The 12620-nt window shown below is 66.5% G+C and carries 10 protein-coding genes; 4 read left to right on the top strand and 6 right to left on the bottom strand.

From position 1 onward, the window contains the following. Positions 1 to 4: 4 nt before the first annotated feature. Positions 5 to 1036, bottom strand: coding sequence for an agmatine deiminase family protein (locus ACFC0O_RS04280; protein WP_375953711.1), 1032 nt, complete (start codon positions 1034 to 1036; stop codon positions 5 to 7). A 91-nt stretch (positions 1037 to 1127) separates the two neighbouring features. Here ACFC0O_RS04280 and ACFC0O_RS04275 point away from each other — a divergent pair, with 91 nt between their 5' ends. Continuing rightward, positions 1128 to 1700 carry a TetR/AcrR family transcriptional regulator gene (locus tag ACFC0O_RS04275; RefSeq protein ID WP_375953709.1) on the top strand — a complete coding sequence of 191 codons (573 nt, stop codon included), beginning with the start codon at positions 1128 to 1130 and terminating at the stop codon, positions 1698 to 1700. Positions 1701 to 1729: 29 nt separating this feature from the next. Here the strand turns inward: ACFC0O_RS04275 and ACFC0O_RS04270 are convergent, their stop codons facing one another. After that, the gene (locus ACFC0O_RS04270; protein ID WP_375953707.1) at positions 1730 to 2440 is read right to left on the bottom strand and encodes a YoaK family protein; all 711 of its coding nucleotides are present in this window, start codon (positions 2438 to 2440) and stop codon (positions 1730 to 1732) included. A gap of 203 nt (positions 2441 to 2643) precedes the next feature. On the opposite strand from ACFC0O_RS04270, the gene ACFC0O_RS04265 reads away from it, so the two are divergent. After that, entirely contained in the window at positions 2644 to 3780 is a 1137-nt protein-coding gene (locus ACFC0O_RS04265; RefSeq protein ID WP_375953705.1) for an agmatine deiminase family protein, read from the top strand. 1 nt (position 3781) lies between these two features. Here ACFC0O_RS04265 and ACFC0O_RS04260 read toward each other — a convergent pair whose 3' ends face one another. Further along, positions 3782 to 4513 (bottom strand): peptidase S1, encoded by a 732-nt coding sequence (locus ACFC0O_RS04260; protein WP_375953703.1) that lies wholly within the window; start codon positions 4511 to 4513, stop codon positions 3782 to 3784. A gap of 209 nt (positions 4514 to 4722) precedes the next feature. Here ACFC0O_RS04260 and ACFC0O_RS04255 point away from each other — a divergent pair, with 209 nt between their 5' ends. Then, positions 4723 to 8025 (top strand): hypothetical protein, encoded by a 3303-nt coding sequence (locus tag ACFC0O_RS04255; protein ID WP_375953701.1) that lies wholly within the window; start codon positions 4723 to 4725, stop codon positions 8023 to 8025. 47 nt (positions 8026 to 8072) lie between these two features. Here the strand turns inward: ACFC0O_RS04255 and ACFC0O_RS04250 are convergent, their stop codons facing one another. Further along, the gene (locus ACFC0O_RS04250) at positions 8073 to 8846 is read right to left on the bottom strand and encodes an ATP-grasp domain-containing protein (RefSeq protein ID WP_375953699.1); all 774 of its coding nucleotides are present in this window, start codon (positions 8844 to 8846) and stop codon (positions 8073 to 8075) included. Positions 8847 to 8929: 83 nt separating this feature from the next. Further along, positions 8930 to 9442 (bottom strand): hypothetical protein, encoded by a 513-nt coding sequence (locus tag ACFC0O_RS04245; protein ID WP_375953698.1) that lies wholly within the window; start codon positions 9440 to 9442, stop codon positions 8930 to 8932. A gap of 220 nt (positions 9443 to 9662) precedes the next feature. Between ACFC0O_RS04245 and ACFC0O_RS04240 the strand changes: the two genes are divergently transcribed. Then, complete coding sequence (locus ACFC0O_RS04240; protein WP_375953696.1) at positions 9663 to 12074, top strand: DUF4132 domain-containing protein; 2412 nt, start codon at positions 9663 to 9665, stop codon at positions 12072 to 12074. A 10-nt stretch (positions 12075 to 12084) separates the two neighbouring features. On the opposite strand, the gene ACFC0O_RS04235 is transcribed toward ACFC0O_RS04240, so the two are convergent. After that, positions 12085 to 12501 carry a hypothetical protein gene (locus ACFC0O_RS04235; protein ID WP_375953694.1) on the bottom strand — a complete coding sequence of 139 codons (417 nt, stop codon included), beginning with the start codon at positions 12499 to 12501 and terminating at the stop codon, positions 12085 to 12087. Between the last annotated feature and the right edge of the window lie 119 nt (positions 12502 to 12620).

Below are 12620 nucleotides of genomic sequence, written 5' to 3'. Positions count from 1 at the left end.
TGGTTCAGTCCGCGGGCCGTCCGGGCAGATCGTGTGTGGAGCAATGGATTCCACCGCCGCCCGCCGCGATGATGTCGATGCGCACCGGCACGATATCGCGCTGCGGGAAATGCTCCTGGAGGATGTCCCGGGCGCGCCGGTCCGCCTTGCGATCACCGAATTCGGGGAGGAAGACCGCGTCATTGGCGATATAGAAATTGGCGTAGGTGGTGACCATATCGTCGTCCGCACCGGTGATCTTGTAGGGATCGGGCTGCGGCAGATCGATGATCTGCAACGGCCGCCCCATCGCATCGGTGGAATTGCTCAGCACCATGCGCGCCTGATCCGCCGCCCGCGACCAGGAGTCGGCGGGTGTGCCGGGAAACGCGTTGTCCAGCAGCACAACTCCGGGCGCGACGAAACGCACCAGACTGTCCACGTGCGCATCGGTGATGTCCTCGCCGTACACCCCGGCCAGCCAGATCACCTTGGTGACGCCGAGGGTCTGCTTCAGTTCGAAGTCGATCCGGTCCCGGTCCTTCCCGGGATTGCGATTGGCATTGAACACCGAACTCTCGGTGACCAGCAGTGTGCCCTGTCCGTCGGTCTCGAACGAGCCGCCCTCGGCGATCAGCGGGGCCTGCTCACCGCGAATCTGGAATTGGTACAGCAGATTCCGTGCGACGAACGCGTCATTGTCGTGGACCTGCTTATTGCCCCAGCCGTTGAAATTGAAGTCGACGCCGATCACGATGCCCTGCTGTTCGACGAAGACCGGCACGGTATCGCGCGCCCACAGATCGTCCACCGGCAGCGGCACCACCTCGACATGCCGTCCGCACGCGCGCTGTGCGGCATCGGCCTGATCCGGGCGCGCCAGCATCACCACGTATTCGTAGTCGGCGATGGCCCGCGCCACCCGCGCGATATCGTCCCGGATATAGCGCAGATCGCGTTTCCAGACCGACTCCAGTGCGGGCCAGGACATGAAGGTGCGGTTATGGCTTTCCCATTCCGCGCCGAGCCGGCGGCCGGTGGGGGACTGGTCGAACATGGGGTCTCCTCTTGCTGGTTGACCAAATATTCAGTCAAGATCGTACGGTAGGCTGTACTGTCGTCCGAGTTCAGAACAGTGGAGAGAGAGCATGTCTCGTCGTCGCACCGAGATAATGGAGGCCGCGGTCCGGGTCGTGGCCCAGCGTGGCATTCGCGGCCTGCGGGTGGAGGAACTCGCCAAGGAGGCCGGGGTCTCGACCGCCCTGATCTACTACCACTTCCAGGACCGCGCCGGATTGGTCTCCAGCACGCTCGACTTCGTCACCGCGCGCGCCGAGCAGTACACCGATGTGGCGGCCGATCCGGAAACCGATCCCCGCGGCCATCTCAGCGAAGCGCTGCTGCGCGAATTGCAGGACTCCTCGGTCGTGGTCGAGAACAGCAGCGCCTGGGGCGAATTGCGGGCCTCGGCGGTCTTCCAGCCCGAACTCCGCGACCAATTGCGCGCCGCCTCGGCCCGCTGGACCGATTTCAACAGCGAACTCATTCGCCGCGCCCAGACGCAGGGCACCATCGGCCCCGAGGTGGCCGCCGATGACGCCGCCGAACGCCTCACCGCACTGGTCGAAGGGCTCAGCATGCGCTGGCTCAGCGGCACCCTGGAATTGGAGCAGGCCCGCAAACTGCTGCGCGGCGCACTGCTCGCCGAACTCGGCGAATAGGTGCGAAACATCGTGCCGGTGAACGGTTTTCACGCCGACTCCAGCGGGCCGTGCCGATCCAGATGCAGGTACGTGTAGCAGGTCACCAGCAGGCAGACCCCGGCGGCGGTGATGAGCATGGCCCAGCCCGCGACCAGCAGGCTGAGTAATCCGCCGCTGAGCGCGCCCGTCGCGAACGCCGCGAACAGCAGGAAATAGCCGAGCCAATCGGCGCAGGAGCCGCCGCTGAGATGGCGTTCGATGCCCTGCGCGAGTTTGACCAGTGTGCCGGTGACATAGCTCAGCGGCACCGACACCTCACCGTTCTTCACGAACGAGGTATTGAGCGCGCCGACGCCGAACGCCACGAACAGGATCGGGACGAAATCGATGGTGGCGATATCGGCGGCGGCGTAGCTGATCGCGTCGATACCCGCCGCGGCCGCCAGGCTCAGCGTGGTGATCAGGGTCGGTCCGTGCGGATGTCCGGACCAGAAGCGGCGGCGGCACCAGGACGCGACCACCACGCCGGTCAGGAATGACGTCAGCAATAGCGCTGCGGCGGCGGCCATCTCACCCTGTTCGTCGAACCAGCCGAGTACCGCGCGTTCGGTATTGCCGGTCATGAAGGTGACGAAGTAGCCGGAGGTATGCGTGAAGGCGGCCGCGCCGATCAGTCCGGCCAGCGCCGCAAGCACCCATGACAATCTCGCCTCATTGTCGAATAGTGCCCGTATGCCTCGGGGGTCGGTGGTGGTCACGATCTCTCCTGGTCAGATTGGGTTCCGTGGATACCCAATGGTGGAATCTGACTGAAATTTAGATCAGATTCCATGAGGTTTTCGTGAGCCCGGCGGGTGGGATTCCTCATGCCCGCGCGCGGTAGCTGAACAGCAACTAGGCTTGTTACCGTCTGAGCTGACCAAAATGTTAGTCAGGTGATTCGACCTGGATAGGGGCAAAGATGGCTGAGTTCTCGCGCCGGACGATGTTTCGTTCGAGCGCTCTCGCGGTAGTCGGCGGCGCGGCGCTTCTGGCCTGTTCGCCCGAGGACGGCGGACTGCTGTCCTCCGGTTCGGCCACGCCGTCCGGGCCGGGCGGGGCGTGGCGCATGCCCGCCGAATCAGCCAGGCACGCGCGCACTTTCATGTCCTGGCCACCGCTGGACTCGGTGTGGAAGGGGCAGGACGGTCCGGCGGTCCAGGATGACATCGCCGGAATCGCCCGTGCCATCGCCGAATTCGAGCCGGTGACGCTGCTCGCCGAACCCGCCGAGGCCGATGCCGCGCAGCAGGCGTGCGGGTCCGGGGTCGAGGTGATTCCGATCGCCACCGACGATCTGTGGATTCGGGATACCGGGCCGACCTTCGTACTCGGCGCGGGCGGGCTGGCCGGGGTCGATCTGCATTTCAACGGGTGGGGCAATAAACAGCAGCATCGGCGCGACGCCGCGGTCGCGGGCACGCTGTTGAACCGGCTCGGGCTGCCGCGCGTGGACGCGCCGATCGTCGGTGAGGGCGGTTCCATCGAGATCGACGGTGAGGGCACGCTGATGGCCACCGAGAGCTCGCTGGTCAACTCCAATCGCAATCCCGGCAAATCCCGCAACGACATCGAGCGCGCACTGAAAGATCTGTTCGGCGTGTCGAAGGTCATCTGGGTCAAAGGTGTTGCCGGACAGGACATCACCGACTATCACATCGATTCGCTGGCGCGCTTCGCCGATCCGGGCGTGGTGATCATGTCGCAGCCGCCCGAAGGCGATGACGTGTGGGTGCGGGCCTACGATCAGGCGTTCGAGGTGCTGCGCAACGAGACCGACGCCAAGGGCCGCAAACTCGAGATCGTGCAACTGCCCGAGCCGGATCCCGGCAATCTCGGCGATCGCGGGGATTCGTTCCTCAGCTCGTACGTGAACTTCTATGTCGCCAATAACGCGGTCATCATGCCGCGCTTCGGCGATCGCGCGGCCGATGATCACGCCAAGGGCATCGTGGCTGATCTGCACCCCGGCCGCACCGTCGTCCAGGTCGAGATCAATACGGTCGCCGAGGGCGGCGGCGGCATTCACTGCGCCACCCAGCAGCAGCCCGCGGTGTAGCTCAGAACAATCGGAAGCCCGCGCCTGCGCCGCCGTGCGCATTGATATCGGCCAGCACATGGCCGATACCGGTGGCCAGGTCGGGCTCGTGCACCGGATTCGCGGGATTGGCGCAGGAGGGCAGGCGCAGATTCACGCTGCCCAGATTGATGGGCTGACCGGAGACGATCATGCCGACCAATTGGTCACCGACCAGCACCGGTGAACCGGAATCGCCGTAGTCCGCGCAGACGTGGCTGCTGAATCCCTCGGCCATGGTCTCCCAGACCGGGCCGCAGGTGAATCCGGTGGTGCGGCCGTTCTTACAGACCATTTGCAGCGGTCCGGGCGGTGCACCGATTCCGGCGACCGTACTCGCGGTGATTTGGCGGACCGGTATTACTTTGGCCGGATCGAATTCGATGACCGCCCAATCCCACCAGTAATCGAGTTCGGCCAGTCGGCCGATATAACCGGTGCCGATCGAATTCTCGGCGAGCACCTGGGCGCCGACCTCACCGCAATGCCCGGCGGTAATTCCCACCAGGCGATTGGCGGCGTCGAAGCCGATCGCGGTCAGCGTGCACAGCGAGAACTCATCGGGTTCGCTGGTGCCGATCGCGATACCCGAACCCGGACCGAGCACCGCCGGTCCGGCCGCGGTCGCCGTGCCCGAGGGCGTCAGCGCGAGGCCGAAAACCACTGTGGCAGTGACCGATCCGATATACGTGCAGATCTTGCCCAGGGATGCCATGCCGAACCTCTCGCGGGGAGGGACAACAGCAGAAACGCCCGCTCGCGCGGACTGGAACCGGGTGGATCTGGAAAGCGTTTGGTGCGAATCGGCCCGGGGTCGATCGGGGCCGAATAAAACATACCATTCAGGATTTTTTATCTGGAATGTCCCCTTTGTTGAGACTGTGACAGGCTGCCCCGGCCCGAGGTGAGCGGTACCGTGACCGGGTGACTGCGCAGGGGAAACGGTTTCTGGAGGAAGTCGCGGAGCTGTCGCTGCCGCGACGCGCGTCGGCCATTGCCCGGGAGGCACGCCGATTGGCCGGAACCCCGGAACTCGATCGGATGCTCACCGAGCTGTCCGGCGGGGACCGGTATGAACAATTGACCGCCATCCAGCTGGCCCTGATCGCGGGACATCGGAATCATCTACTCGGGCAATTGGATTCTCCGGACCCGGAATGCGCCGTGCGCGCGCTCACCGCGGTCGTCCGGCTCGGCGTCCCGCCCGAGGTGGTGGTGCGAGTACTGCCCGGACTGTCACAGCGCGCGCGCCGCGCCCTGGTCCGGGCATTGAGCCGGGGCGAGCGCACGGCACTCGCCGATGCGCTGCTGCCGCCGACGCGATCCGCCTTCGGCGATATCGAGGCCGCGCGACTACTGCCGTACTGCTCACCCGCGCTGGTGGCCGAGATGCTGCCGGAGCTGGCGTACGCGGTGCCGAGCTGGTCGGCGCTGTGCCGCACGCGCATCAGGGTCGTCCTGGACTACGTGGCCGAGCGCGCGCCCGCGGCCGGTCGGGATGAATGGCGGGAACTGTGGCCCCAGCTCACCGCGAGCGTGACCACGGCGGCGCTGTACGACCCGGATCGGCTGCTCGCGCTGGCCGCGCTCGCCATCGAACATGTCTCCATCGCGGCGCTGCATCCGCTGTCGGGCAGGCTGGCCCGGCACGATGCGGCGGCCATGCGCCGACTGCTGTTGCACCCCAGCGGAAATGGGCGCGGACTGGCCGGACCGGCGCTGTGGCAGGCCATGCGGGGATCCCCCGATGCCGAACTGGGGGAGTTGTACCTGGCCTGCGCACCCGGTCAGCGGTATCGGTTCCTGCGGACGCTGCCGCCGTCCCGGCGCGCGGCCGTCGCGACCCCGGCTCTCATGCGCGCCGGTCTGAATCCGGGGGATGTCGATCTGCACACCCTCGACGCCCTGCCCGGTGCGGTGCGCGTCGCCCTCGCCCGGGAACTGCTGGCCCGGCCGGGCGGCTCCGATGTGCCGGAGGTCGCCGAGCGCCTGTCCGCCCGGCTGCCCTGGGCCGAGGCGAAACCCATACTGGCCGAAGCTATTCGGCGACCCACCGCGCAGGAGCGCGCCACCGCCTACCCGCTGCTGGTGACCGCTGCCGTCGGTAGCCGCGACAGTACCGTGATCGGTGAGGTCTTCGAGCTGCTGCGGCGACTGCGCAATGAACAGGAACCGGTGCGCCGCAGCGCTTTACAGGCCGTCCGCGCCATTCCCATGTCATTGCTCGCGCCGGAGCAGCTCCCGGCGCTCGAACAGGTGGCCACCGATGCCATGCAGGCGCGGGATCGGTCCTACTTCACCTCGGGCGCGATCGGGGAGCTGGCGCGGACGCTGTTGAAACGTGGTGCGCAGACCGGGGATGCTTCCTATTCCGATGCGGCACTGCGGATTTCGGCCACTCTCGCCGAGACGTCGACGCAGCTGAACCTGTACGGATTGCGCGAGAACCTGCCGCGCGGAGCGGAGCGGCGACTGTTCGAGGCGCTGCGGCCGCGACTGGAAGCCGATGCCGCGCGCGACCGGTGGCAGCTGACCCTCGCACTGGCGGCCGGCCTGGAGCGCCGCGCGTTCGCGGTACCGGGGCTGCAGGATCTGGTGCTGCGCGCGTGCGGGGCGTCCGATGATTCGACCGTGCGCGCCGCGGCCCGATTGGCGCTGACCGATCCCGTTCGGCGCGATACGAATCTCGACGATATGCTGCGCCGCGATCGCTCGCTCATCACTGTGCCGGAGGTGGCCGAATTCATTGCCCGGCGTCGCACCGATCTGCTCGACGGACTGCTGCGCAAGGCTCCCACCGGGCGGTTTCTGTCCTCGAAGATTCACTACGTGCCGATGTTCCACGTGGGATTCGACAATTGGACGACGGCGCACATCGACCGCTACGCCGGGCTGCTGGACGCCTATGCGCACTCACCGAAAGCCTCGGCGGGTGAGCGTGCGAACGCGATCCGCCAATTGGGTCGGCTGCCGGGGACTTTCGCGCGCGTGCTTCCGTACACCGAGTCCGAGGACGTCATCGTGGCCGAGGCCGGACTCACTGCGCTGGGCCGCTGCACCGAACCCGAGCGGGCCATCGCGGTGCTGGCCCGGCATGTGGGCGATGACCGTGCGCGGGTCGCGGTGAGCTCCATCGCCACCCTGGCCCGCCTGGTGCCGCGTCCGCGACTCGGCGAAACCCTTGCGCCCCTGCTCGATTCGCCCAAGATCACCTCGGTGAAGGAGGGTGTGCGCCTGCTCGCCACCCTGCGCGCACCCGACGCCGCCGCGATCATTCGCGAAGTGAGCGCTCGGCCGGGCGTACACCGGGACATCCGGCGCGCCACCGTCTTCGCCGCCGCCCGGCTGCTGGACAGCGACGCGTCCTGGCAGCTGCTGGCCGAGGCCGCTACCGACCCGGAGGTGGCGGGCGCGGTTCTCGATATCTCCCCGTCGCTGCTGCCGGTCCCGCAGCGCCTTCGATTCGCCGCCTTCCTCCGCGATCTGGCGGCCGGACCCGATCACCGCGTCGCGGGCCAAGCACTGGGCGCTCTGACCCGCTGGTACCGCTGGTCGCCGCCCGACACCCGGGATGTCCTGGTCGCCCGCCTGACGGACCTGTCCGAAATCGGCCTCTGGACCGCTGCCATGCGCGCCCTGCTCGCCGACGTGGCCGGAACGGGTCACCCCTCGGCGATCGTGACCGCCGTGGAACAGCTCCTCGCGCACACCGCCGATACCTTCCCCGACCGCGATCTCCCTGCCCGCCAACGACTCTCGACCCTGCTGCACTGGCTCACCCCGGTCCTGCGCAACGATGACCACGCCCGCCCCCTGGCCGACCGCGTCACCGCCCTGCTCACCCCCGACCCGCTCTGGCACGAACAGGCGATCGACCTGACCGTCGCCGCCCTGCGCTGGACCGAACCCGACCGAACCATCGCGGCCGTGGAAGCCCTGTCCCCCTTGGCAACCGGCGCCCTGACCACCTACCCGGCCCGCAGCCTGTCGGCCCGCCTCGGCGCACTCCCCGACGAAATCCCCACCGCCACCTGGCAACACATCGCCACCACCCTGGCGGCCTCCCCAACCGCACCCACCGCCCTGGCAGCGGTCGACCTGATCGCCAAGTGCGGCACCAAGTTCGGCTGGACCCCACCCTGGTCCACCCTCCTGGCGTCCCTGCGCACCCACCCCGCCGCAGACGTCCGCCGCGCCGCCCACAACACCTTCACCGCGCACGAGTAGGTCCACCACGAGCAAACCCGCGCAGCCGATCGGGCACAACCTGCCCGCTATACATCCGCGCGAGCGAGAGACTCGGCCTCCATCGCGGCGATGAAGTCGGCGATATCCGACCCGTAGATACCCCAGCTGTTCACACCGCCGAGCTCGACAAGCCGCAGGACGCCGTCGGGGTCGACGCCGACATCGACGGTGACCATGGTGCTGCCCTGCGCCAGCATTCGCGCCGCCGCGGTCTCCGCGAACGCCCGGACATGATCGGGGACAGGGAGATATGGCTCGGCCGGATAGGAGCTGCCGCAGACGAAACGGCCATTGCGACAGAAGCAGCGGTATTCGCGGTCGAAGGTCACGACCTCGGATACCACGACGAGCTCATCGCGGTGCCGATCGTAAATGCGGAGCCAGTCACCCAACTCGGCGATCGTGTGCACACCCGCCGGAAACAGCTTGTAATTCGTATCGCTGCGCAGGAATACCCGATCGCTGTCGAACATGCGCCGAAGCGGTAGATCGGGAACCGCCGCGAACGGTACGAGGAAGGCGGTGCGGCCGAGAAGGTCGTACATGTGCCGGTAGTAGGACGAACAACGCAGCGCCGCATAGTCATCGAACACCGCTTCGCCGAGCCGGGGTGCTCGGCGGAGCCGCGTCATCGTCGCCATCGTCCCGTACCCGACCAGCGTGCGACCCTCTCGAATCTCAGGCCACCGTCCCATCATCGCTTCGTGCGGTTCGACGATCAGCGCATCGCCGAGCGCCGCCGCGACGACGGCCGAGCCGGGGAAGTCCTCGTGGAGATCGATGAGCCATTGCGGTCGCATGTAGCGATGCTATTCGGGTGTCTCCCGCGATGAGATCATCGATGCCCCAAGGCAATCCCGGTTCGGTCGAGTGTCGCCGGGTGCTAGCCGCCCAGGGTGCAGTTGCCGTCGCTGGACCAGTAGCAGGTGTTGTGGCCGCTGGCGGGGAAGCCGACCACCTGGAGGTTCGGGTTGGAGTGGCCGAAGCCGGTGCCGTTGAGCTGGAGGTAGAAGCCGGATGCGCCGCTGCGGCCGCCGGTGCCCCAGAGGTAGCCCTGGTTGTTGCCGGGGCCGGTGCCCTGGTAGATGACGAAGTTGCCGTCACCCTGCATGATGCCGAAAACCTGGGAGTGGCCGGAGGTTCCGGAACACCAGACGCCGCCCTGGTTGTTGCTCGGGCCGGTGCCACGGTAGACGCAGAAGTTCCCGTCGCCCTGCAGGATCGCGAACGCCCGAGAGCCGCTCTGCGGCAGGGTCGTCAGGTAATCGCCCTGGGCCAGTATCTGATTCGTGTCGAGTACCGCGCCTCTCGCGCCGGCACTGGCCTGGCCGGTATTCAGGGATACCATTGCGGCGACCGACATGGCAACGGCGGCAATGTATTTCGCGAGCTTCATGCGCACTCTCCAAAAGCGAGCCGGACCCTATCGACCCGGTCTGGCGAGGAGGCTACAGCAGGATCGATCCCCGACAACGACCTTTTGGAATGAAACATTCCAAGTTCACTTGGGTTGCGAGATTGTTGTCGGTGCGCGCTCCTACAGTGGTCCCCGTGCCTGATGTGGAAGTGCGCGGCAAAGTGATTGCCGCCGAAGGGGGTTACCGGCTGGTGGGCGGATGAGCGCGGATTCGGCGGAGCTGTCCGAGTTGCTCGCGCAGCTGCGTGCCGCCGCCGATGACCGGTTCGCGCTGACCTTGCTCGCCCGCAAGATCGACCGGGTATACAGCGCGCCAGCCGATTCCGACTTTTTCGACATGGTGGACGCCGTGTACGACACGGCCTTTCCGCTGACCGATCCGGATGACCTGATCGATGTTCTCGACGCGCCGTGGCGCACATCGGCGCGCCGGGCGGCGGTGGCCGAGTTGCCGGGGTTCCCACCGTCGCGGTACTTCTCACGACCCTCGGATCACTCGTACACCGTGCACGCGAGCGAACGAGCGGAGGAGGCGATGGCGGCCGGTGACATCGCGTCCATGCGGGCACTGTGCGGAAGTCGCATCGCCTGGGTCAGCCGGGTCGCCACCATGAGAATGTTCGAGACGCTCCACGCACTGGGCGCGCTGGACCGGGAGTCCGTCACACGGGTCTTCCTGAACGATCCGGAAGGCATCTCGACCACGCTGTCACCGGGCGCATTCGCCGCGGTACGCGATCACCTCGACGAGATCATTTGGCAGGCAACCGATCCCGAGTACGCGGTACCGATGGATCATCTCCCGTCCGATCCGCTCCCGCGCGGCTTGCGGTTCGCCGTCCGGGCCCTGGATTTCCACGGTGCGCCCGAGGTGGCGGCGGTGCTGGGGCGCGCGGAGTTGACGGCGGCCGAGACCCGGGAGTTCGTGAGTGTGCTGCGCGGTCGCGACCATCCCGAGCAACGCATCGCCTTCCGGCATCGGCTGCCGACCGGCACGGCACACGCATTACTACCCGTATTCGAACTGGAGCACGCGGAACCGCTGCTGCGCTTGATAACTCGGGTCGATGCCGATGGGGTGTGGGATCTCGCCGATATTCACGCGCGCGTCGCGGAGGCGGGCGCGGAATCCGCGCATCGACTACTCGATCTGGCCGAGAGTGAATTCGTCTCGGCCGCCCTGGGCCGCAATAGAGCGGCGGTGACCAAACGTTTCCGGCACCACGCCCTGGACGGAATCGCCGCGTACGGCTTGCTGCCGTTGAATTCCGGTGAAACCGCGCTCGATCGCTATCTGGAGTTGCGTGCCTCGGCGAAGAAGGGTGCGAAACTCGGACCCAATCGCAGGCATAGTCACGGTGCCGCCATCGCGCGGGCACTGGAGCATCTGGCGCAGGTCGCCGGATTCACCGATGCGGCAATGCTCGAAGCCGATTGTGAGGCAAGGATTGTCGAAGACCTCCCGGTCGGCTGGGAGATCGGCGAGTATCGCGCCCGCATCGAGATGAACGGTGTCAAAGCGGTCCTGGCGGTCGAGAAGGCGGGCAGAACGCTGAAGTCCGTACCGTCTGCGGTGCGCGCCGATCCGGGTTACGCCGAGATCAAGACGCATCTGGATCAGCTGCGGGATCAGGCCGCCCGGGTGCGCGGGGGTCTGATCGAGAGGCTCGTCGCCACCGGCTCGTCGCTTGCCCCCGAACAGCTTTCGCGGCTACTCCGACTGCCTGCGGCGGCGGCGATGCTGCCGGATCTGCTGTGGCGCGATACCGCCGGGATCGTCGGATTTCTCGACGAGGTGGACCGTACCGGCCCGGTGACCGCGGTCCATCCCGCCGCGCTGCCCGACCTGGAGCACTGGCAGCGTGCGGTGATGACCCGCCGCATAGTGCAGCCGGTCAAGCAGGTGTTCCGCGAACTGTATGTGCCCACGCCCGCGGAGCGGGAATCGCGCACCGGATCACACCGATTCGCCGGGCATGTGGTTGCGGGTCATATTGCCGCGCAACTGCTTTCCCAGCGCGGCTGGTCCACGCACGGCGAGTACGCGGACTTCCAGGCGACTCGGCGGGTCGACGCGGTGCACACCGCCGGGGTGCGGTGTGATGTGGACGGATACTTCGGCGGTGGTCCGGTCACGGTGCACGAGATCGTTTTTCGGCGCGGGGTCGAGGTAGCTGATCTGAGCGAGGTGGCTCCGATCGGATTCTCGGAGGTGATGCGGGATCTGGATCTGGTGGTCTCGGTGGCGGGTACGGGCGACTACGGTTCGGACGCGTGCGCAGCCACGCGAGCCGCGATGCTGGCCGCGCTGATCGGTGCACTGGGCATCGATCGGGTGACCGTGGACGGCAACGTCGCCGTCGTGCGTGGCTCGCGCGCCACCTACCGGGTGCATCTCACCAGCGGCAGTATTCATGTGCAGCCGGGCGGATATCTGTGCGTCGTCCCCGCCGGGTTCGGGCAGCGGCGGCACGACCGCCTCTTCCTGCCGTTCGCCGACGAGGACGCCATGACCAGCGTGATCCTGAGCAAGGTATTGCTACTGGCCGAGGACGAAAAGATCAGTGACCCTTCGATTCTGACTCAGCTGGATCGGCTGGCCGCTCGATGAACGCCTGCTGTCAGGGGGCCTGGTGCCAGCTGTCGCCGGCCGGGCCCTGGATCTTGTAGGGGATCGACTTCTTGGTGCCGTAGAAGTCCGTCGCGGACAGGCTGGAGCCGAATTCCTTCTTGAGCTTCTTGGCGAACTCGAAGGAGTTGCAGGTGGACATGTAGATATCGCCGGTATAGCTGACGGGGATGATCTGGGCGATGATCTTGGCCAGGGTTGTCGCATCGATCGACAGGGTCGGCCCCTCGTCGCCGATGACTTTCTTGTTGCCGTGCGCGGTGATGAAGAGGTTCTCCTTCTTCTCCAGCCGGATCCCGCCCGGCCAGAGCTTGGGAACGTAGGCGTAGGCGATGCCGAGCTCATCGCTCATATCCTTGTAGCCGTCATCGAGCACATCGATGTCTTTGGCTATGAAGACCAGAATCATAGGAATTCGTTTCTTTGGGAATGAAAGCATCCACCCCAGCGGAATATATTGTGTCCGTTACGCTTTCGTTCGATTCGGAATTCGAGCGTAGCACCGTGATTGCCGAGATCACGAGACTT

Origin of the sequence: Nocardia sp. NPDC056100 (genome assembly GCF_042266325.1) — a bacterium.
Lineage (GTDB): Bacteria > Actinomycetota > Actinomycetes > Mycobacteriales > Mycobacteriaceae > Nocardia.
This window is presented reverse-complemented; position numbering and strand designations above follow the sequence as displayed.

What these genes read in the sequence shown, in the direction of transcription:
- ACFC0O_RS04280 (WP_375953711.1), bottom strand. Translation starts at nt 1,036, where the DNA reads ATGTTCGACCAGTCCCCCACCGGCCGCCGGCTCGGCGCGGAATGGGAA.
- ACFC0O_RS04275 (WP_375953709.1), top strand. Translation starts at nt 1,128, where the DNA reads ATGTCTCGTCGTCGCACCGAGATAATGGAGGCCGCGGTCCGGGTCGTG.
- ACFC0O_RS04265 (WP_375953705.1), top strand. Translation starts at nt 2,644, where the DNA reads ATGGCTGAGTTCTCGCGCCGGACGATGTTTCGTTCGAGCGCTCTCGCG.
- ACFC0O_RS04260 (WP_375953703.1), bottom strand. Translation starts at nt 4,513, where the DNA reads ATGGCATCCCTGGGCAAGATCTGCACGTATATCGGATCGGTCACTGCC.
- ACFC0O_RS04250 (WP_375953699.1), bottom strand. Translation starts at nt 8,846, where the DNA reads ATGCGACCGCAATGGCTCATCGATCTCCACGAGGACTTCCCCGGCTCG.
- ACFC0O_RS04245 (WP_375953698.1), bottom strand. Translation starts at nt 9,442, where the DNA reads ATGAAGCTCGCGAAATACATTGCCGCCGTTGCCATGTCGGTCGCCGCA.
- ACFC0O_RS04240 (WP_375953696.1), top strand. Translation starts at nt 9,663, where the DNA reads ATGAGCGCGGATTCGGCGGAGCTGTCCGAGTTGCTCGCGCAGCTGCGT.
- ACFC0O_RS04235 (WP_375953694.1), bottom strand. Translation starts at nt 12,501, where the DNA reads ATGATTCTGGTCTTCATAGCCAAAGACATCGATGTGCTCGATGACGGC.